Origin of the sequence: Wolbachia endosymbiont (group A) of Barypeithes pellucidus (genome assembly GCF_964030885.1) — a bacterium.
Taxonomy (GTDB): Bacteria; Pseudomonadota; Alphaproteobacteria; order Rickettsiales; family Anaplasmataceae; genus Wolbachia.
In genome coordinates, this window is sequence record NZ_OZ034985.1 from 1,353,892 (window position 1) to 1,374,739 (window position 20,848).

The 20,848-nt window shown below is 35.2% G+C and carries 18 protein-coding genes and 2 pseudogenes; 12 read left to right on the top strand and 8 right to left on the bottom strand.

Annotated elements, in window-relative coordinates:
* Positions 1-26 precede the first annotated feature (26 nt).
* From ACQH1X_RS06890 to rpmF, 3 genes are read right to left on the bottom strand one after another with little or no spacing between them, the layout of a single operon-like run.
* Positions 27-983 (bottom strand): beta-ketoacyl-ACP synthase III, encoded by a 957-nt coding sequence (locus tag ACQH1X_RS06890; protein WP_425386089.1) that lies wholly within the window; start codon positions 981-983, stop codon positions 27-29.
* Positions 976-2,013: a phosphate acyltransferase PlsX gene (gene plsX, locus ACQH1X_RS06895; protein ID WP_425386686.1), complete on the bottom strand. Its 1,038-nt coding sequence runs from the start codon at positions 2,011-2,013 to the stop codon at positions 976-978. The genes ACQH1X_RS06890 and plsX overlap by 8 nt, the downstream gene beginning before the upstream one ends.
* A gap of 10 nt (positions 2,014-2,023) precedes the next feature.
* Positions 2,024-2,206 (bottom strand): 50S ribosomal protein L32, encoded by a 183-nt coding sequence (gene rpmF / locus ACQH1X_RS06900; RefSeq protein WP_425386090.1) that lies wholly within the window; start codon positions 2,204-2,206, stop codon positions 2,024-2,026.
* 351 nt (positions 2,207-2,557) lie between these two features.
* On the opposite strand from rpmF, the gene ACQH1X_RS06905 reads away from it, so the two are divergent.
* From ACQH1X_RS06905 to ACQH1X_RS06940, 8 genes are all read left to right on the top strand, one after another.
* The gene (locus ACQH1X_RS06905) at positions 2,558-3,340 is read left to right on the top strand and encodes an ABC transporter permease (protein WP_341821248.1); all 783 of its coding nucleotides are present in this window, start codon (positions 2,558-2,560) and stop codon (positions 3,338-3,340) included.
* A complete protein-coding gene (locus tag ACQH1X_RS06910) occupies positions 3,333-4,034 on the top strand; it encodes an ABC transporter ATP-binding protein (protein WP_425386091.1) in 702 nt (233 codons plus the stop codon). Before ACQH1X_RS06905 ends, ACQH1X_RS06910 begins: the two co-directional genes overlap by 8 nt.
* Positions 4,035-4,392: 358 nt before the next feature.
* On the top strand, positions 4,393-4,896 hold the full coding sequence (locus ACQH1X_RS06915) for a hypothetical protein (RefSeq protein WP_425386092.1): 504 nt from the start codon (positions 4,393-4,395) through the stop codon (positions 4,894-4,896).
* Between the two features lie 72 nt (positions 4,897-4,968).
* On the top strand, positions 4,969-6,132 hold the full coding sequence (gene dxr, locus ACQH1X_RS06920) for a 1-deoxy-D-xylulose-5-phosphate reductoisomerase (protein WP_425386093.1): 1,164 nt from the start codon (positions 4,969-4,971) through the stop codon (positions 6,130-6,132).
* Between the two features lie 223 nt (positions 6,133-6,355).
* Entirely contained in the window at positions 6,356-6,628 is a 273-nt protein-coding gene (locus tag ACQH1X_RS06925) for a hypothetical protein (RefSeq protein ID WP_425386094.1), read from the top strand.
* The gene (locus ACQH1X_RS06930) at positions 6,625-6,750 is read left to right on the top strand and encodes a hypothetical protein (protein WP_265026112.1); all 126 of its coding nucleotides are present in this window, start codon (positions 6,625-6,627) and stop codon (positions 6,748-6,750) included. Before ACQH1X_RS06925 ends, ACQH1X_RS06930 begins: the two co-directional genes overlap by 4 nt.
* On the top strand, positions 6,719-6,928 hold the full coding sequence (locus ACQH1X_RS06935; protein ID WP_425386095.1) for a hypothetical protein: 210 nt from the start codon (positions 6,719-6,721) through the stop codon (positions 6,926-6,928). Before ACQH1X_RS06930 ends, ACQH1X_RS06935 begins: the two co-directional genes overlap by 32 nt.
* Before the next feature lie 78 nt (positions 6,929-7,006).
* Positions 7,007-7,441 (top strand): transposase, encoded by a 435-nt coding sequence (locus ACQH1X_RS06940; RefSeq protein ID WP_425386687.1) that lies wholly within the window; start codon positions 7,007-7,009, stop codon positions 7,439-7,441.
* A 110-nt stretch (positions 7,442-7,551) separates the two neighbouring features.
* Here the strand turns inward: ACQH1X_RS06940 and ACQH1X_RS06945 are convergent.
* Positions 7,552-8,375 (bottom strand): annotated as a pseudogene (locus tag ACQH1X_RS06945) (IS630 family transposase).
* A gap of 84 nt (positions 8,376-8,459) precedes the next feature.
* Between ACQH1X_RS06945 and ACQH1X_RS06950 the strand changes: the two are divergent.
* The 4 genes and pseudogenes from ACQH1X_RS06950 to ACQH1X_RS06965 all read left to right on the top strand — a co-directional run.
* Positions 8,460-8,782: pseudogene (locus ACQH1X_RS06950) on the top strand (IS4/Tn5 family transposase DNA-binding protein); the annotation flags it as partial.
* Positions 8,783-9,005: 223 nt separating this feature from the next.
* Entirely contained in the window at positions 9,006-9,953 is a 948-nt protein-coding gene (locus tag ACQH1X_RS06955; protein ID WP_425385766.1) for an IS110 family transposase, read from the top strand.
* A gap of 612 nt (positions 9,954-10,565) precedes the next feature.
* Positions 10,566-12,371: a succinate dehydrogenase flavoprotein subunit gene (sdhA, locus tag ACQH1X_RS06960; protein WP_425386096.1), complete on the top strand. Its 1,806-nt coding sequence runs from the start codon at positions 10,566-10,568 to the stop codon at positions 12,369-12,371.
* 90 nt (positions 12,372-12,461) lie between these two features.
* Positions 12,462-13,691: an IS256-like element ISWpi15 family transposase gene (locus ACQH1X_RS06965; RefSeq protein ID WP_425385843.1), complete on the top strand. Its 1,230-nt coding sequence runs from the start codon at positions 12,462-12,464 to the stop codon at positions 13,689-13,691.
* 19 nt (positions 13,692-13,710) lie between these two features.
* Here ACQH1X_RS06965 and ACQH1X_RS06970 read toward each other — a convergent pair whose 3' ends face one another.
* The 4 genes from ACQH1X_RS06970 to ACQH1X_RS06985 all read right to left on the bottom strand — a co-directional run bounded on the left by ACQH1X_RS06970 (position 13,711) and on the right by ACQH1X_RS06985 (position 20,194).
* Positions 13,711-16,311, bottom strand: a complete 2,601-nt coding sequence (locus ACQH1X_RS06970; protein WP_425386097.1) for an ankyrin repeat domain-containing protein — start codon at positions 16,309-16,311, stop codon at positions 13,711-13,713.
* A 302-nt stretch (positions 16,312-16,613) separates the two neighbouring features.
* Positions 16,614-17,219, bottom strand: a complete 606-nt coding sequence (gene gmk, locus ACQH1X_RS06975) for a guanylate kinase (protein WP_265026619.1) — start codon at positions 17,217-17,219, stop codon at positions 16,614-16,616.
* Positions 17,203-19,008, bottom strand: coding sequence for a pentapeptide repeat-containing protein (locus ACQH1X_RS06980; protein WP_425386098.1), 1,806 nt, complete (start codon positions 19,006-19,008; stop codon positions 17,203-17,205). Before ACQH1X_RS06980 ends, gmk begins: the two co-directional genes overlap by 17 nt.
* The gene (locus tag ACQH1X_RS06985) at positions 19,001-20,194 is read right to left on the bottom strand and encodes an ankyrin repeat domain-containing protein (RefSeq protein ID WP_425386099.1); all 1,194 of its coding nucleotides are present in this window, start codon (positions 20,192-20,194) and stop codon (positions 19,001-19,003) included. The genes ACQH1X_RS06980 and ACQH1X_RS06985 overlap by 8 nt, the downstream gene beginning before the upstream one ends.
* Between the last annotated feature and the right edge of the window lie 654 nt (positions 20,195-20,848).

Below are 20,848 nucleotides of genomic sequence, written 5' to 3' on the forward strand. Positions count from 1 at the left end.
GGGTGACAGGAGGTAATGCAGGAAGTCTAATAGTGCAGCAACACGGAACCCCAGGTCAGGCCTGCACCTATTGAAATCAGCAGTACCAGATTTCCTGATTTTATTTTTGATTCTTGTATTGCATAGTCTAAGGCCAGTGGAATTGATGCTGCTGAGGTGTTTGCATGCTTATCAACGGTATTAATCACTTTCTCTATAGGAAAATCTAATTTCTTTACTACTGCTTCAATAATACGAATGTTTGCTTGATGGGGAATTAACCAGTCAATATCAGTGATTTTCAAATTATTGCATCTTAGTGTTTCCTCTACTGAAGCTGTTAACTTATCTACTGCATGTTTAAACACTTCTCTTCCATTCATGCATATTTTTCCAGAATCACCGGTGGAGGATACCCCTCCGTTCGTACATAATATGTCCACATTGCCATCAGAGTGTAAGTTTGTTGATATGATGCCGCTGCTACCCATTTCTGATTTCATTATCACCGCACCAGCACCATCACCAAAGAGTACACAAGTTGACCTATCTTCCCAGTCAACAATCCTAGACATTATTTCAGCACCAATAACGAGCGCATATTTAATTCTATTGTTAGATTTTATGAGCGAATCAGCAACTGTAACTGCATATATAAAACCAGAGCATGCTGCTTGTACATCAAAAGAAAATGCGTTTTTACATTTTAACTTACTTTGTACAATCGTTGCACAGCTAGGCAAAGTTTTATCAGGCGTTGTTGTTGCAACTATAATCAAGTCAATTTCATCTACTGAAATTTTAGCTTTTTCTATAGCACTTTTTGCTGCATTTACAGCTAGATCCGACGTTAGTTCTCCTTCATCTGCTATATGCCTTTGAGCTATTCCTGTTCTCTGCCTTATCCATTCGTCGCTTGTCTCAACTATCGATGCAATTTCGTTGTTACTTAACGTTTTTCTTGGTAGGTAAGATCCAGTGCTTAATATGAAACTTTTATTCAATATGACTTACCCCGTTGATTATCTTTTGATTTAAATTTTCACTAATTGCATTTACTGCAAATTTTATAGCATGGGCAAAAGAAACAGCATCAGAATTTCCATGACTTTTAATGATGATACCATTCAGCCCTAAAAACATAGCTCCACTTCTAATTTTGGGATTAAAACGCGTTAATGCTTTATTTAGTTTGGATTTTAATAATATACCAACAAGCATTTTCGCTATCCACGAGTTGAATACTTCCTGCTTTATTAGATTGATAAAGGTACTAGCGGTTGCCTCAGCTGTTTTGAGCATTACATTGCCAACAAAACCATCAGCAACAATCACATCTATATTACCCTCTAAGAACTCACTTGCCTCTATATACCCTTTGAAATTAATGCCTGGAGCGTTTTTAAGCAACTCAAAAGCGCCGCGCACTGAGTCATTACCTTTAACTTCTTCTGTACCGATATTTAGCAAAGCAACTTCAGGATTGTCAATTTTTAGCGCTACTTTTGCAAATATACTACCCATTAACGCAAATTGAAATAATGAGTCGGCATTACAATCAACATTTGCACCAAGGTCAAGCAAGGTGAAGCTTTTTGTCTTAGTTGGACAGATGGATACAATAGCAGGACGATAAATATTTGGTAATGTTCCTAAAATAAATCTGGAAATTGCCATCAACGCCCCGGTGTTGCCTGAAGATACCACTCCGAAAGCTTTACCTTCTTTCACTGCAACAATTGCAGCTTTCATACTTGAGTCTTTACGATGTCTCAGCGCAAAAGATGGCTTATCATTTGCAAGGACATTGTCAGAACAATGAGTAAACTCAGAATTGTTACTTACTTTTTTATATTTCAAAAGCAAAGGAGATACTTCTTCCTTATCTCCATAAATATGAAAAAAAACTTTAATGCCCGGGTCAACAAGATTATCCAAAAAAAAACCAGCACCCTGAATTACGGAAAGAGGCGCAAAATCGCCCCCCATAGCGTCAAGTGCAATAACTATATTATTATTGACCGTAGATAACATATCATAATAGTCATTCTGCCTGTTGCCTAATGAAAACTCGTTTTCCTTTGTAACTGCCATCAACTGCCACATTATGAGGCAACATGAATTCCCCAGTTGTTGAACATACCACAACATTCTTAGGCTCAATAGCATGATGAGAACGATGCATATTACGCCTTGACTTTGACTTTTTTCTTTTTGGAACTGCCAAAACTTCCTCCGTTGTCTATTGAAAATTCTACAATTTATTAGTAACATGTTTTTTACAGGAAGTAAACAGGGATAGTAAAATAAGTAAGGTTTGCTTATGTAATTGAGTTCTATAGCTAAAGTGGCTTAGATTTACCTACAATTTGAAAAACCGTCATTCCGCTACTCATTAGCGGAATCTATCCTTGGCGGTATGACGTAGGGAAACCTTTCTTGGGTTAGCTATATGAGCTTTAAATTAAAACATCAAGTATATTGAACTTAAAACATATCTCAGCTATACTTTGCGATAAAGTTAATAAAAATTTTAATAAAATCAGTAAGACTAACCTCTAGCTAAAATGAATACAAAGTGAGCTTTTTTGATATAAATAGTGTTAGAATAATTGGTAGGTACTTTATCAATTTTTTGTTAAGGCTTGGTAGTGCATTCATATTTTTTATTCAATCTCTATACCACTGCTTTGTGCCACCATATTATTTTAGCAACGTAGCAAAACAAATTATAGAGATAGGCTTTTTCTCTCTGCCAATTGTTGGGCTCACTGGAGTTTTTATAGGAGCGGCGATAGTTTTACAAAGCAGCTTGAGTGACTCATTAATTAACCAAGAGCAGATAATACCCAAACTTGTTACGATCACTATCATTAAAGAGTTAGGACCAGTTTTGATCAGCTTAATAATGGTAGGGAAGGTTGGATCATCAATTGCAGCAGAAATTGGTACAATGCGCATCACCGAGCAAATAGATGCCCTTACAACTTTGAACATCAACCCTTTCAAATATTTAATTGCACCAAGGATTTTAGCGTCAATCATAGTATTTCCCATACTTACAGTATGTGCAGATCTAATAGGAATATTTGGAGGATGTATCACTGCAGTCTTCGAATTTAACCACAATTTAAATATATACATTAAATACACAGCTCAGTTCTTTAATACGTACGATTTTATAACTGGGCTAGCTAAAGCAACTGCATTTGGTGCCATAATTTCTGTCTCAAGCTGCTATTACGGTTACCATTGCAAAGAAGGTGCACGAGGAGTAGGTGTTGCTACAACATCAACTGTTGTTTTATCGTCCATACTGATCATTTTAGCAAACTACATGATTACTTTGATACATGCGTAATCCCATAATATCAATATTGAACTTAAGCTTATCTTTTGATGATAGGACAGTACTAAAAGATCTAAGTTTCGATATATTAAAAGGGGAATCATTAGTCATACTTGGCGGCTCAGGAAGCGGCAAATCTGTACTAACAAAAACAATTATCGGCTTGCTTGCTCCAGACTCAGGGTCTGTTAAAATAAATAGTAAAAGCAAAAATAAATTTGGGGCTTTATTTCAAAATTCCGCTTTATTTGACTACGTTACAGTGTGGGAAAATATATCTTTTAATTATAAAAAGCGCTTTAATATCAGCAAAAAGGAGGCAAAACAGCTAGCAATCGAGAAGTTAAATGATGTTGGACTGGAGGAAAGCATAGCAGATATGTTTCCAATAGAGCTGTCAGGCGGAATGAAAAAAAGAGTAGCACTTGCAAGGGCAATTGCACACAATCCAGAAATCATCATATTAGATGAGCCAACTTCAGGATTGGACCCAATTATGTCAGATATAGTAAACGAGATAATAATAAAATTATCTAAAGATCTTAACACTACAATTATCACGATTACACATGATATTCATAGCGCATTTAAAATAGCTGACAAAATAGCAGTATTATATGAAGGGGAGATCATTTCCCATGGAACTGTTCAGGAAATACAAAATGCTAATAACGAATATATAAAAAAATTCATTCGTTATATATAGCTAAAGATATATACACTATTGCTAACAATCATATTTTTGAGTTTTAACTTTGTAAAAGGTAGCAGACATTGGAATTCAGATTTTTTTCAAACTGGATCCTATAGCTATACCACCGCGGCGCTAACACGTAGCGGGATACTTAACCGTTATCCTGCTGCTCCTTTCTCGTCATACCGCCAAGGATAGATTCCGCTAACTAGTAGCGGAATGACGGTTTTTCAAATTGTCGGTAAATCTAAGTCAGTTTAGCTATATATAGGATGACAGAAATTGTTTGTATTAGCTATATTCAAAAGCTCTATTGATATTTTGCAATATTTGTGATAAAATAATAGCTTAAGGTTGAGAGTAAAAATTTATGAGTGAAGCTCAAGGTCCAAATATTGCAGAATGGCAAGCGCAGCAGCAACACCAAGAAGCCGCTGGTGGGAAAAGTGGTTTTGGTCTTGGTCATAGTGACTCTGTTTCAACAGTCGTGGATGGAATGAAATGGTTGTTCAACTTTCATGAAGGGGCGATTGCTGCTTATAATAATGTGTTTGAAGGTTTGGTAAGTGGCAGTAGTTTAGTAACACTGTTTGGAAAATCAGGTAATATGTTTGGCATAAAATTTCTTGAAGGCCTTGCAGAATATTTTTCAGGTGGAGGTGGAGGTGGAGAAGATATGCCATCAGAAGGAATGGATATGGCTCATGGTGATGATGGACCTCACTCAGATGATTACCCTCATGCCAATAATGAAATGGCTCATAATGCTGATGGTTTGCAAGACATGCATGATGCAGGTGATCATCATGGTCAATCTTTTTCACCTGGTCCTTCACCGTCTGTTGGCGATGACCACGGGCATGAACTTGGTTAAACGCTTAAAAGCTATTGAATAGTTGGGAGAAGGCCTAATAAGAAAAGTTGCTATTGTTATGAGTTTGTCTTAGTGAAAAAGGTTTCAGTTTTAGGATCAACAGGAAGCATTGGAAAAAAGACTGTAGATTTGCTTTCAAAGAGAAAAGAAGAATACCAAGTGGAAGCACTAAGTGCCCATTCAGACTTTGCTCTACTGGCACACCAAGCAAAACTGCTGAATGCAAAATATGTTGCTATCTCCGATGAAAGGTTTTACAAAGATTTAAAAGAAAGTCTACTTGGTACAGATGTAAAAATAGCAATTGGCGCTACAAATATTGCTACCATACCTGTTGATCTCTCAGTTGTTGCAATAGTTGGCATTGCAGGCCTTGGGCCAGTTATGGAGGTTATAGAAAGTGGTACCAAAGTCATTGCATTAGCAAACAAAGAAAGCATTGTTTGCGGTGGAAAGTTATTACTCAAAAAAGCTAAAGAAAAAAACGTACAAATAATCCCTATTGACTCTGAGCACAACGCAATTTTTCAAATTTTGCAAAATGACGATAAATGTGTAGAAAAGATCATACTTACTGCTTCTGGTGGACCATTCTTAAATTATAGCCTTGGGCAATTAAGAAATGTTATGGTAGATAAGGCGCTTAGTCACCCCACTTGGAATATGGGAAAGAAAATCTCGGTTGATAGTGCAACAATGATGAATAAGGCACTAGAGATAATAGAAGCACATAACTTGTTTAACATCAGCCCGGATAAAATTGAAGCAATAGTGCATCCTGAGTCAATAGTACATGGAATCGTAGTTTATAAGGATGGTTTCAACTTTGCTGTGCTTGCAGAGACTGACATGGCAATTCCCATTTCATATGCTCTATCTTGGCCAGAAAGATCAGCTTTAAATTATAAACTAGACCTAACAAAGCAAGGAAAATTGACCTTTCAAGAGCCAGACCATAAGCATTTCCCTGCGCTAAAGCTTAGCATGGCAGTGTTAAACTCTTCTGCTCCACAAACAAACAGTATTGTGCTCAATGCTGCAAATGAAATAGCTGTTAATGAATTTTTGAAGTCACGAATCGGCTTTTTAAAAATAGTAGAGGTAGTGGAATCAACAATGGAAAGTTTTGATAGTTATACTGATATTAATTCACTATCTGATATAATAAATATTGATTGTGAAAGTCGTATTATTGCTAATAAAATTGTTGAAAGTAAAGTTGTTGCGTATAGCTAGAGGTTATCTAAGGAGAGAAAGTCACCCTTCTCCCCCATAAGTGTTGAAAGTGGTGCTGAAAGGATGTAAAGAGCTATTATTACAAAAAAATGGAGGTAATAATGGATCAAATAGAAGGAATACTAAAATTAATTAAAGATGAGGACCTAGAAAGATTGGAGTGAGGTAGATAAGTAAACTATTGGGCAAAGTTATATTTAAGGGTCTAATGAAGCTAATATTAATGGGGCAGAAAACAAGCCTAAGAGCGCTAGAAGTGGTAATAAACAGATGTGTAATAGATAAAAATGATGATGAAAACATACAGCGGTTTGTCGAAAAGGTTAAAAGTTCTAATTATTTTAAAGGGATATATATCGATTTAATAAATAAAGTTGAAACATTATTACCTAAAAAAACATCTAATAACTTACATAGATTTGATTCAACAATCATAAATTTATCAGGTTACCTTATAAAAGATGGGTTAAAAGTAGGTGGTAAGAGTAATAAGTGAAAGTCAGTGTTGGATTAAAGCCGACAAGCATAAGATTTTGTAAAGGGCAAGAAGAAGGTAGCGAAGATATAGCATTGGTAAGAGCAATTAATGAAGCTAAAGTTGAAAAAGAGGATATTTGATAGGGGAATTGCAAAAACCGGAACTTTCATTGAGTTTGATAAAAAGGAATATAAATTTATTACAAGAATTCACTTAAAAAGAAGGTATGACATTATGGAAAAGAATAAAATTGCTCAAAAACAACAACCAAGAAATTTTGGAGGATATAACAGTCAATCTCTATCAAGCAAAAAGTAAAGTGGCAATGACCTACGTTTAATAAAAATACGAAACAAGACTGGAAATGAAATACGGTTTTTAACCAACTTGTTTGAAATGCCAGCTTATGAAGTAACAGAACTATATAGGCGCAGGTGGGACATAGAGGTATTTTTTAAGTTTATAAAGCAAAACCTTGGATATAAGCACTTTTTAAGTCATGCCATGAATGGGATAAAAGTGTATATTTATATGATCATTATTACAGCTTTGTTATTTCTCGTTTATAAAATCAGAAACAACTTACGCGGATTTAAAATAGCGCTATTACAGTTTACGTTAGACCTTAATGATTCTTTTTATACGCTCAATTATCCTAATATCAGGAGGATGCCGTCAATCACCTTATATAACGCCATTTTTGGTACTTTCAACACTTATGCCTTCTCCCCTCGACTTCAGAACCTTACTATTACCCATAAATCTAAAAATGGAGAAAAAGCTGCTATTTTACTAATTCAACTTTTTACTATAAATAGATCTATGGTCTAAAAATGGAGATATATGATGAAAGGAAATATAAGCACCTCAACTGGTGAATGGGCAGAAAGTGAATTTGGAATTGTTAATTTTGGTGATATAAGATTAAGTAATACCAATTCTCATTGTTGACCAGTCAAATAGGAAACATTACAGAGTTGTTTAATTGTGGAGCTGGCAAGAGAAGTAATAAATTTGCACAAAGCGCTCTCAAGAAAAGCCTCTCGTATTCCTAAATATTGCGACATCTGCTCAAGAAATATATTCATACAATCAGTGTTGACATTTGAGCTAGAACTCTCTCCATTTCTAGGATTAACCGCACTATAGAGATAGAAATTTTGCCTACCTAATTTTGTTTTAACCTGTGCCCTTTTTAAACCACCCATGTCCAACCTTTGAATGTGTGCCAAACCGTGATTCATCAAAGAAAAATAGCTCTTTTTCTGGATACTTGCTAATAGCTCCATTGAGATTTTTTTTTGAATTCCTCTTGTTTGCTTTTATCTTGTTCATTATGAACTGGTCTTGGTGTAATATATGAGAATTTCATCTTTTGCATATGGCGGTGTACTGTAGATTTACTGATATTTAATCCGAACTTTTCCTGGATTCTTATTCTCATTTCTTTAATGGTAATATTAGGATTTTCTTCTATCCATGCTTCAATTTGTTGTAGTTGAGCCTGATTTAATTTAGTTTTTCTACGGCGTTGTGGAGGAGCAAACAGTTTTTCTTCTCTGCCAAATTTCAAGAGTTTTACCCACGAAGTTAGTGTGCTTCTTGAAATGCAATATATTTTTGCTACAGCCGTTATACTGTACTTTTTTGCTGCAATTACAGCATTTAGTTTTTTTGAAACATATGCATTATTCCTTACTTTCTTCAGCATTTCTTTTGCTGATTCTACTACTTTTTCATCCAATAATTTTGATCTTAATGCCATTTATACCTCAACTATTTTACTTACTTCATTATGGCTTTTTTTCCATCATTGTCCATCTGTTTGCCGTGTAATGGGAATTGGTATGAGAGGCTTTTAAAAATAGTTAATAGTTTTGCTGAATCGCCTGAGCGTTCAATAAATCAAGCTTGTGAAGATTGGCATCAAAGTAAAGCAGCTTATAGATTTTTCCAAAACGATGCCATTTCTGAAAGAAAGATATTAGACAGTCATATAATTAAAACTGTTGAAAGAGTTAAAAACTATCTTAGCTATCCAAGACACGAGTTATATTTCATATAAAAATCATAAAAAGACCGAAGGATTAGGGATTATAGCAGCAAGATTAACATCTAAAACAACTAATTTTAAAACCTATGATGCATACAACGTTTGCAATTACAACAGAAGATTGTAAGTTAAAAACATGTTATAAAAGAAACAAGAGGGAAGATAACCCTACTCACTATAGGAATAGGGCTATCACGGGCGTGTGCGACCGAACAAAGATTGGTATTACAACCGTTCCTATCAAGGTACACTAGCCCATCTCTCGATACGTTTGAATAGTTGTATGGGACATATATATGCACCCGTTTACAATCTTAAATTAATAAAACTATCGAGGTTATCATGGTTACATCTTATCAAAATTTTATTGGCATTGACATCGGAAAATTCAAGAATGTTGTTGCGGTTCACAAACAGAAAAATGCTGTCGAATTTGACAATAATACTTCTGGTTGGCAACAATTGTTTCAAAAATTCTCAGATATCTTACCTAATTCTTTAGTGACTTTAGAAAACACAGGAAAATATGAGCTTGGTTTGTCGCATTTTCTTATTGACAAGAATATCACCGTACATCGAGCTAATACCCGCAAAGTAAAAAGTTTTATTTTATCTCACGGAACTTTAGCAAAATCCGATAAATCAGATGCAAGGGCTCTTGCTCAATATGGATTTGAACGCCATAGAACTCTCTCTCTATTTGTACCTACTTCTGAAAAACAATCAACCTTGGTTGCACTTTGTCAACGTCGTGATGGCATCACGCAAATGAGAACTCAGGAAAAATGTAGACTGGAAGCACCTGAAAACGACCATATAAGGGAAAGTTGTCAAAAAACTATTGAATTCTTTAATAGCCAAATAGATGAACTCAGTAATACTATACAAAAAATCATTGATGAAAGCCATGAGTTACAAGAACATCAAAAAATCCTTAAAACAGTTCCTGGAATAGGTAAAAAGTTATCACAAGATTTTCTGTGTTTAATACCAGAGCTTGGTTACTTAAACAGAAGAGAAGTAGCAAGTCTTGCCGGAGTTGCACCTCATCCTAGGGAAAGTGGTAAAGCTGTTGGTTATCGAAGGATTATAGGTGGTAGAAGTAATGTCCGTAAAAAGCTTTTTATAGCTGCCATGTCTGCTGCAAGGTCCAAATCTGTACTTGGTGCCTTTTATTCCAAGCTTGTTGAAAGTGGTAAGAAGAAAATGGTAGCTATAACAGCTCTAATGCGAAAAATTATAGTAATTGCTAATGCAAAACTTAAAGAAGCAATTAATTTGCATACTTAAAAATCCTCACAACGGTAACTGAAATTGGCTAATGAATATGTGCGTCCACACAGACTTAAAGCACATATTCATTAGCTAAGCAGAAATTGTTGTGGCAGTGTTTGATATAAAATTTTATTTCTATGACACACGGGTTTTTATTGCCTACATGATTGAACAAAGTTACAGAATTACACAAATAAAAAATTTTAAAAAAAACATAGTTGATAGTAAAAGACTAGCTAACTCGGGGGTTCTTTGTCTTTTTTTCTGCTTGGTAAATTTCTTAAACATTTGCAGCGTAGGTTAGTTGCAATTAAAAGCAGCTGAATTTCGCTTGTCAAGCGTTTAAAACATAAAAAACGCCAATATTTTAAAGCGGATAATAACCACGGGGTTTCTTTTGCCTTTTTTTTCGTTTGGTAAATTTCTTAATATTTACAGCTAAACGACAACCGTCATCCCGCTGCTTGTTAGCGGGATCTATGTTAAGGTATGACGGTTAAGTAAGGGATCTATGTTAAGAGATACCGCGGCGGTATGACGGTTCGCGGTGGTATAGCTATAGAAAACTTGTATAGATTTTTTCTACTTCTGTGATATCATAAGCCCGTAATGATAAAATAAGTAAATATGGATAAGTCAGCGTATGAGATCATAGAACATGAGTATGATGTGGTAGTAGTAGGTGCAGGTGGAGCAGGGCTCAGAGCAACGCTTGGGATGGCTGCAACTAATTTTTCAGTTGCCTGCATTTCTAAAATTTTCCCTACACGAAGTCATACAGTTGCAGCACAAGGCGGAATTAGTGCAGCTTTAGGTAATATCGGTGAAGACAATTGGCGCTGGCATGCGTATGACACAATAAAAGGTTCAGACTGGCTTGGCGATCAAGATGCAATAGAATATATGTGTAAAAACGCTGCTAAATCTGTTATTGAACTTGAAAATTTTGGCGTACCTTTTTCTCGTACAGAAGATGGCAAAATATACCAGCGCTCTTTTGGTGGAATGACAACTCACTTTGGTAAAGGAAAATCAGCTCAACGCACTTGTGCAGCGGCAGATAAAACTGGGCACGCAATCCTTCACACTCTATATCAGCAGTGTCTTAAATTCAACGCTGAATTTTTTGTTGAATACTTTGTGATTGATTTAATTATGGATAGCGAAACCGGAGCATGCTGCGGAGTTCTTGCTTGGTCGCTATGCGACGGCACATTACATAGATTTCGTGCGCATAGAGTGGTGCTAGCAACAGGTGGATATGGACGTGTTTATTTCTCTGCAACAAGTGCGCATACCTGCACAGGTGATGGTAATGGCATGGTAGTAAGGGCTGGATTACCACTTGAAGATATGGAATTTGTACAATTTCATCCAACAGGAATATATGGCTCAGGGTGCTTGATGACAGAAGGGTGCCGTGGCGAAGGGGGATATCTCGTTAATTCTCAGGGCGAAAAGTTTATGGGACGTTACGCACCAAAAGCAAAAGATTTAGCTTCTCGTGATGTGGTAAGTCGCGCAATAACAATTGAAATTAGAGAGGGAAGGGGAGTTGGACCGAAAAAAGATTACATGTATTTAACTATAGCACATCTTGATCCGGAAGTAATAAAACTCAGATTGCCGGGCATTAGCGAAACCGCAAGAACTTTTGCTGGAGTTGATGTCACTAAAGATCCAATACCGGTCATTCCGACTGTTCACTATAACATGGGTGGCATTCCAACCAATTATTATGGAGAAGTGATCACGCTGAAGCAAGGTAAGGAAGAAGTGGTAGATGGACTATTTGCAATTGGAGAAGCTGCGTGTGTCTCTGTGCACGGTGCAAATCGACTTGGTTCTAACTCGCTTCTTGATCTTGTGGTTTTTGGCAGAGCTGCAGCGCTCAGAGCAAAAGAGAAACTAAAATCCTGTACACCACATAAAAAGTTGAGCTCAGATTGTACAGATTGGATAATAGATAGGTTTAATAAAATGCGATTTGCTTCTGGGAAGCTCAAAGTAGCAAAAATACGCAGCGAAATGCAGCACACTATGCAAAAGTACGCATCAGTGTTCCGTGTTGCTGAAGTTTTAGAAGAAGGTAAAAAAGCTATAAAAAAGGTAGCAAAAATGATGCCTGATGTTTCACTTGAGGATCGCAGTATGATGTGGAACAGTGATTTAGTTGAAGCGCTGGAGCTTGCTAACATGATCCCACAAGCGGTTATTACCATGGAATGCGCAGCCAATCGAAAGGAAAGCAGAGGTGCACATGCTCGTGAAGACTTTCCTGAACGTGATGACAAAAACTGGATGAAGCACACTATAGCGTGGCTTGAAGAAAAGAAAGGGCAAATTAACGTAAAAATTGACTACAAAAAAGTTGCTGAAAAAACTCTGAGCGATGAGATTGATTTCATAGCGCCAGAGAAGAGGGTTTATTAGTCAGCCCATCTAGCTTATGGGAGTGTTAAATAAACTGTGTCAAACCGAAAAAAAAGTAATAAATTGATATAAAAAAATGGAGGTTTGACAATGAGTCAGAAAGTAGTAAACAGAACTACCGGTTTGGTAGATTATAAAGAATTAGAAACAAATATCCTGTCGTCTATACGAGAAGGAAGACCGTTGACAGGAAGAGATGGAGCATTAACACCGTTTATAAAAAAGTTGCTGGAGGTAAGCCTGGAAGGTGAAATAGAAAACCACTTGTCGGCTAAAAGCGAAGAGAATAATCGAAGAAATGGGAGAAATGCAAAAACTTTACGTACAAGTGCAGAGCTATTAACACCAAGAGATAGAGAAGGAAGTTTCGAACCACAAATAGTCAAAAAAAGGCAAACAAACTTACATCCAGAGCTTGAAACGAAGATTTTGAGCACATTTGCCAGTGGTATGGGCTATAGAGATATAGTGTCACATGTTGAGGAAATTTATGATCACAAAATATCGGCGGCAGAGATATCAAGTATTACTGACAAATTGCTACCAGTAATCAACGAATGGCGTAGTCGCCCGCTGCAGTCTGTATATCCGATAGTTTTCATGGATGGCATGTTTTTTAAAGTCAAAGAGGACGGGCATTGCGTAAGTAAATGCATGTATAACATATTAGGCATAGATCAAAATGGCAAAAAAGAAGTATTAGGTTTTTATTTGGCTGAAAGTGAAGGAGCTAACTTCTGGTTGGGAGTGTTAAATGACCTCAAAGAAAGAGGAGTAGAAGATATCCTTATTGCCTGCGTTGATGGGCTAAAAAGCTTTCCTGCAGCTATAAACAGTGTCTTTCCTAATGCGGAAGTGCAGATGTGTATAGTGCATCAGATACGCAACTCACTGAAGTATGTGGCCAGTAAAGATGCGAAGAGTTTTTTGAGCGATTTAAAGAAGGTATATCAAGCTTCAAGCAAGGAAATTGCCGAGAATTATCTGTTGGAATTGGATGAAAAATGGGGCACAAAGTACCCTATGGTTATAAAATCTTGGCAGAATAATTGGGAAAACTTGTCTGGTTATTTTAAGTATTCTGGTCCAGTTAGGAGGATAATCTACACCACCAATCCCATAGAGGGGCTACATAGGCAAATTAGGAAATTCACTAAGACCAAAGGCTCATTTACCAGCATAAATGCCTTGTATAAGCAGGTATATTGTGCTATAAAGAAGGCAGAGGAAAAGTGGACGATGCCTGTACATGATTGGGCATTAACTATCTCTCAACTTGATGTTTTCTTTCCTGGCAGATTGAAAATTGAGTCGAACTAAAAATGCGGTTTGACACAGTTTATTTAACACTCCCTAGCTTATTCATGAATTGACGTAGTATTGATACATCGCTCATTTTAGTAGCCGGATTTTCTGTATATTCTGATTGATTTGATGATTTTTGCACCTCTTGCTCTTCTAAATCGTTGGACTTATTTTCTATATCTTTAACAGAGTTATTGCATTGTGTATCATTTTTTGGTGCGTTATCTTGAAGTGTAAGTTGCTTTTCTTCAGTAAACTTTCCTTTAATTTTTCCAAATCCTTCATAAATATTTTCTAAATTCAAGTAAATAAGATAACAAACTCCAATAACTGCTATAATAGATGAGGCAGTTGCAATTGTAATAATTCCTTGAGAAGTACTGAATATTACTGCACAGGCTAAAGCAGCAAATACAAGCGTTGTCACTACTTTACAAACAACATTATTGACATACTTCACAATATCGCGTGCTTTTAACTTCTTGCCAAAATTGCACTTCAGTTCAGTTCTCATATCATCTGGAATAAGCGCTCTACCCGTTGGTTTCTCTATTCCTTTTATAGTTTTATAATACTCTTTGCTCCATAATCTTTTGGGTAGTATTAACTGCTTTGGATCAACACCATTTTGCAATAATTTTACACAGAACTTGATCGTGTTATCACGGCTCTTAGGATTGACCAAATTATGTTTATCTTTTGTCGTCTTAGTAATTAACGCTACTTGTAGTGGTGTTCGTTCTTTTTCGTTAGTGGCGTTTGCAGCTTTACTAAATTTCTCTTTTTCCACCGAATTTAAAATCAACTTCAAACATGCAACTTTTTGTTCTCCTTTGAATGAAGCAATATAGTGCAGAGCATTTTTTTCATCTTTATCTTGCACAGTAATATCTGCACCATTTTGTAGAAATAACTCTAAGGCTTTATACCTCTTTGTTTTTTCAAATTTTCTATCTGTACATGATCGATCCTCATTCTTTTCTTTTATATGCTGAAGCAGCTGATGAAGAGGTGTTTGTTCTTCCTTGTTAGTAGTATTTACAGCATTACTAAATCCATCTTTATCTGAAATCAATTCCAAACATGCAACTTTTTGTCTTCCTTTGAATGAAGCAATATAGTGCAGAGCATTTTTTTCATCTTTATCTTGCACAGTAATATCTGCACCGTTTTGTAGAAATAACTCTAAGGTTTTATACCTGCCAGTATCCTTAAATTCTTTTTTTACTACATTTTTTATTTTATTTTTCAATGAAGGTTCTTTACTCTTTTCTTGTATGCGCTGGAGTAGTTGATAGAGCGGTGTTTGCCCTTCTTTGTTTTTATCATTTACAGCTTTTATAAATTGCTCTTTTTGACCTGCTTCTAGCAATATATTGAGAAGTTCAAGTTTTTGTTTTGTTTCAGGTTTAACAATCAAGTGTAAAGCATTATTACCATCTGTGTCTTTAAGGCTAATATCTGCCCCTTTTTGCAATAACTCTTCAAAACGTTCTTTATCATTATCTTTAATTGCTAAATGTAATTGATAATTATCATTACTATCTGGAGTATTTATGGTACGTGGTATAATTTCTTTAATTTTTGCTTCTGTATTGATTTTTATTTCTGGCTTTAATTTAGATTTCTTTCCTTGCTCTGCTAATTTTCCTAAGAGATTACGGTAGTATGTTTTTTGTCTTTCATCTAAACCTTGTAATTCTTTTGTAGATAATCCTAAATTATCAGGGCTAGCTCCATGCTCTAACAATTTTGTAAGAAACTTAAGTGTGTTATCGTTATCTTGGATTGTATGAGACTCATGTTTTTCTTTTGTTATCTTGTTGATTAGTGCCACCTGAAGAGGAGTTTTTTCGTCCTGATTTTCACTATCAACAAGTTGTGCTAAATCTTCCTCGGTGACCGTTTTTATTAAGGTACCTAGAAATTTGCATTTCTGTTTCTTTTCCAACGACGCGATAAGGTGTAAAATATTGTTGTCTTTTTCACCTTTCACACTATTAATATCCGTACAATCTTTTAGATATTTTTTTAATTTCCTGTTATTTCCGTTTTTGATCGCTTTTAATAACAGAGCATTGCTATTTGTTATTTCGTTGCTTTTCTCTACTTCTTGATCTTCATTTGCTGTATTAGGGTTACTGATTGAATGTTTCTCATAATCATCACCAGCATCGCTACTGTAGTCACTTTCAATTCCACTGTCTTCACTATTCCTACGATCATTTTGGTTACAATATTTGCTATTATAAGTAATTTCTGAAATTGCTTGCTTTACTCGCTCTTTTGTTTCATTTGATATTTTTTTCGATCGTTCTATTGCTTTATCTAGCACTGGAAGGAAGCATTGGACATAATACCTATAATATTTTTCTTGTTCTCTAAGTGATTCTTCTAATTTAGTTAATACTTCAGGACTAGCATCTTTCTCAAATAACCTTTTACACTTCTTGAGGGTTCCATCTTGACCTCTTGGTTTTTCACGCTTGTGTTCTTCTTTTTTTACCTTTCTCTCTATAGTGCAGTGCAATTGCTCGTCTTTTCTATCCTGCTCTCGCTCTTGCTTTTTATTTTTATCTATGCATTCACCTAATTTATCTGCATTAGTAGTTAGTGCAGTTATATCTATACCCATACTAAAACCTCAATATTAAAAGCTATTTAAGTTGTCAGCACTAAACTAACAACCAAGAAGTTTGACTTTTAAATTGAGCTAAACGTTGTATATGTGATCAAAATATAGGTGGAAAGGCAGAAAATTAATTTCTGTAAGAAAGTTTGCCGTCATAGTTAAACCTCACTTGAACAGTTGCTACTATTTTAACCGTTTAATCTTAAAAAATAATAAATATAGCTAAAGTGAGTAACTGTGAAACGTGCTATTGGCTAAAATAGGATAAGAAACTATAGCTGCAAATATCCAAATTGATGTTTTTATCAGTCTTCCAGACTTGGTTTTTCTTTTAGTTTTTTAAGTCTTTCTTTATTTAGTATGGAGCTTATCTCTTCTACACTTTTATCAATATCATCATTGATTATTACATAATCATATTTATCACGTTTGCTTATCTCTTTTTGAGCTTCGGCTAATCTGCGCTCTATTTCGCTTGCATCATCACTATTACGCTTTTGCAAACGCAACCTAAGCTCTTCCATTGAAGGGGGAAGTATAAAAACACTCACAACTTTTTTTCTCATGAGCTTGAATAAGTGAAATGCTCCTTGCCAGTCTATGCTTAGTAAAACGCTTATTCCACTGCTCAGGTTTTGCTCTATAAAATCTCTTGGTATACCATAAAAATTCTCAAAAACTTTGGCGTATTCAAGCATTTGGCCAGCTTTGCATAACTCGTGAAATTTTTCTTCGGTAACGAAAAAATAGTCTTTTCCATTTATTTCGCCGGGGCGAGGCTTGCGCGTAGTCGTAGAAACAGACCTAACTAAATTAGTTGATCGCTCAAGTAATTTTGCTGATATGGTAGTTTTTCCAGCTCCAGAAGGGGAGGATAGAACCAATAATACGCCCTCACTTTTTACGGTCATTTTTCTTTGCATTTTTTAACATGGCACTTTTTGGATCAGAGTTTAAAAAGCTAGAACCTTCTAAATTAGAATTTGATAAGTTGGTGCCAATAAGAGAAGAATTATCAAAGACAGTATAGCGCAAATCGGCTTTTTCAAAATTTGCCTTATTCAAATTAACGTTTACAAACTTTGCTCTACTCAATGTTGAATTAGAAAAATCGGCATTTTCTAAATTCATATTCTTAAATTCAAAGTAAGAATAATTTACATTAAATTTTTCACCCTGTGATATTTTCTCTTGCAAATCTTTAATAGAAGTTATAGCATTTTCTGAACCTGCAAGTTTTTTCTGTCCTTTATTGTCAATCAAAATTGAATTATCAAATTTGCAACCTGTTAAGTGAGCATCAACAACTGAACTTTTATATATGCTTGAAGAGAGAAAAGACATATCACTAATTGTTGAATTGCTCAAATTGCTAAGAAAAAAGCTAGTTTTCCTAAAGGCATTAGCGTGAAGCAAAGAAGATCTGAAATCGCTTTCAATAAAATTTGAATTAGTTACTTTTAAATTAGACCAGCTTGAATTATCAGCTAATAAATTAAAGAATGTTGAATTTTCTATTTCACTGGAATCAATATTATGGCGAGAAAGTGTACTGTTATAAACTTGAGAGTCTTGGATTTTTATCTTATACATTGAAGTTGTAGAAAGGTCTGAATCTTCTATCTTCGCAGAGGTGAATAGCGAATGGTCAAAAAATGAGCCATTCATGTTAGAATTCGCAACTTTAGTATTATGAAACTTTCCGTGACGAATGTCAGCATTAGAGACATTAACTTGATGCAGTTCACTAAAACTAAAATCAATATTGGATAAATCAGCATCCTGAAGACTTGCTCCAGAAACATATACATGTTTTATCTTGGAACCATTTAGTATAGATTGAACAAAACTTGAATTATCGTCATTCACATAGGAAATTTGTGTGTTGCTTAAATTAGCTTCGTCGAAGTTACTGTTAATTATGATAGAAGAATTAAGGCAGGCATCGGAAAGATTGCTACCTGTAAAGTCTGATTCTTTTAACTCTGCACCATATATGTTAGCATTTTTTAATGAAGAAAATTGTATCTTTAATTTATATGCATCCACTCCAAAGAAACTTGCATTATCAAGGTTGTTTTTCTGCATAACAGTATCGTTTATTTCACTATCACTAAAATTTATGTGGCTAACATTCAAGTTTGATAAGTTGGAGAAATTCATTTTCACATTCGAGAAATTAGTATGCAAACCAATTACGTTGTGCATACTCACTTTTTTGAGATCGGAACTGATAAAATCAGCATAACTAACATTAGACTGGTCAAATACGATATCTGTTAAATTTGCAGAAACAAATTTTGTAAAACTCAAATTTGTACCTTTTATTTTAATGCCATGTAAATTAGCATTGGAGAAATTAGCACCACGTAAATCAACATTAATGAAAGACACGTCGGATAAATCGGTGTTAGAAAAATCAGCACCAATCAGACTGACTCCATCAAAAACAGATTTACTTAGGTACAGTTGGCTAAAATTAGCTCCATTTAAGTTAGAACCAAAACCTTTCTTAAAATCTTCTGGCACGCCCTCTTTGTAGCACTGCACCAAAAATTCAGCAAAGTCTTTTTTACTGTAAGATACGTATTTTGCATCATGCAGAGCGTTTAAAAAATCACTAATCTGATTTTTTTCATCATTTGTTTCGTTTCCATAACATAAATGACCAACTAAAATTAATATCAAGAATCTAATCATCTTGCTTATCGCACTGTATTTCTTTCGTTTTCACAGCCCAATCGTACATTGCTGAGCTTTCTTTATTGTCTATTTTTCTATCCTCCAAAAGGTGTGGCATCATTTCGGCAATCACGTTTATTATATTGACCTGCTTTCTTTCGATTGCTATATCAATTGGGGATTGAAAATTATTATTAACTACTCTAAGATCAGCACCTTGTAATAAGAGAAAACGAACTGTGTCTATTTCACCTTGCTTCACTGCATAAATTAGAGAAGTGTCACCCAATTTATTTCTAAACCTTAGTATCTCTTGAGTTGTTAATCCAATTTTTTCTAGCTTACTTATTATTCCTCTTAAGCAAGTTAAGTTGTTCTTCTTAATGCAGTAAAAAATTTGTTTACTGTAATCGTCAATAAATATAGTCGTAGGAAGATGCTCATTAAGGCTATCATATTGTCGTTTATATATTGACTTGCTTTGTATATCTTTATGACCCCATTCTTTTATTGGCTCTCTGTTTAGCTTTGTCCATTTTTGTAAATTTTTCTTTTCACTTTGCTCTTCTTCATCTTTTTTAGTTATAGGTTTTACTCTATTGCGGTCCTTAGAATTATTACTTCTTCTTTTTACTTTTTTTTCTTCAAACTGACTCTCTACTTTTTCTTTTTTTTCCTCTAATAATTGACTCGCATCACTTTTTGAAAGTTCATTATCTTTTATATCAATCTTCTGATCAGCTTGTAGATTTTTTTGCAGATCAGCTATATTCTCATTTAAATCAGCACTTAAAGGCAAAGGCTCTGGTTTTAAATCTTTATTCACTTCTTTATTGGCCACATTTGGTAAATTTCGAGTAAATTTGTCTGTGCTTTCTTCTAGCGGGTCATTTGGCAAATCTTTATCAATCTTTTCACCCTCACTTATAGTTTTTTCGACTACGGAAGCCTTGTTCTCGTTGTGTTGCAGCTTCTCTTTATCGGTAGTGCCGTCTAATCTTTTGCTCTCAGCTTCTTGTGTTTGTTTAGCATCGACGTTGCTTTTCAACTCATCTTTTTGATTTGTGCTATCTTGCTTCCTTACACCTACATTTTCGTTTTTATGAACTGATTCGATTTTCTTTTCTTCAAATTGCTCTACAGCAAATAGGCTCAGTGATCCAAATACAACAACTAATAATACAAAGTATAAAATACTCTTCATAAATATTCCAAGCATAAGCTTAATTAAGATGATACTATAATCAAATGATTAATCTACAGTAAAAAATGCCTTAGGATTTAATTTATAAAAAAACAATAGATTTTTTGTATCTGTTCAGGGATATCGCAAATATTGAAGCAAAGTGGTCAGTGCTTGACATATAACTGTACGAACATTGTGATTTGAGAGCAATCTCCGCTAGGGAGGATGTCATCCCAGTGCTCCTTTCTCGTCATCCCAGTGCTCAGACACTGGGATCCAGAAAAAAGAATGGTGTCATGCAAGTAGCCTCCTTCTCCTGTCATCCCAGTGCCCAGACACTGGGATCCAGAAAAGTTTGCTTGTAAGCAAGCAAACTAGCATAGAAAGTGGTTACAACATTTTCGATGAGATTATATGGAAAACTGGATCCCAGTGTCTGGGCACTGGGATGACAAAGGAGGACGTTATTCCAGTGCCAAGCACTGACCATTTGCTGTGCAATTTACCTTCAAAAATGAATGTTCGTACAGCTATGGAATGAATCGCGGTATGACGTAGGACTGCTGTCATTCCAGTCTGGAATCTAGTCTTTATTATGCAGCCACTTATTTAAAGTTAAGTTTTCTGGATCCCAATGTCAGCTACTTGGATGACAAGAAAGGGAGCACTGGA

Coding starts and splice junctions, on each gene's coding strand:
- plsX (WP_425386686.1), bottom strand. CDS start 2,013: ATGTTATCTACGGTCAATAATAATATAGTTATTGCACTTGACGCTATG.
- ACQH1X_RS06910 (WP_425386091.1), top strand. CDS start 3,333: ATGCGTAATCCCATAATATCAATATTGAACTTAAGCTTATCTTTTGAT.
- ACQH1X_RS06915 (WP_425386092.1), top strand. CDS start 4,393: ATGAGTGAAGCTCAAGGTCCAAATATTGCAGAATGGCAAGCGCAGCAG.
- ACQH1X_RS06925 (WP_425386094.1), top strand. CDS start 6,356: ATGGGGCAGAAAACAAGCCTAAGAGCGCTAGAAGTGGTAATAAACAGA.
- ACQH1X_RS06935 (WP_425386095.1), top strand. CDS start 6,719: ATGAAGCTAAAGTTGAAAAAGAGGATATTTGATAGGGGAATTGCAAAA.
- ACQH1X_RS06940 (WP_425386687.1), top strand. CDS start 7,007: ATGCCAGCTTATGAAGTAACAGAACTATATAGGCGCAGGTGGGACATA.
- ACQH1X_RS06955 (WP_425385766.1), top strand. CDS start 9,006: ATGGTTACATCTTATCAAAATTTTATTGGCATTGACATCGGAAAATTC.
- sdhA (WP_425386096.1), top strand. CDS start 10,566: ATGGATAAGTCAGCGTATGAGATCATAGAACATGAGTATGATGTGGTA.
- ACQH1X_RS06965 (WP_425385843.1), top strand. CDS start 12,462: ATGAGTCAGAAAGTAGTAAACAGAACTACCGGTTTGGTAGATTATAAA.
- ACQH1X_RS06970 (WP_425386097.1), bottom strand. CDS start 16,311: ATGGGTATAGATATAACTGCACTAACTACTAATGCAGATAAATTAGGT.
- gmk (WP_265026619.1), bottom strand. CDS start 17,219: ATGACCGTAAAAAGTGAGGGCGTATTATTGGTTCTATCCTCCCCTTCT.
- ACQH1X_RS06980 (WP_425386098.1), bottom strand. CDS start 19,008: ATGATTAGATTCTTGATATTAATTTTAGTTGGTCATTTATGTTATGGA.
- ACQH1X_RS06985 (WP_425386099.1), bottom strand. CDS start 20,194: ATGAAGAGTATTTTATACTTTGTATTATTAGTTGTTGTATTTGGATCA.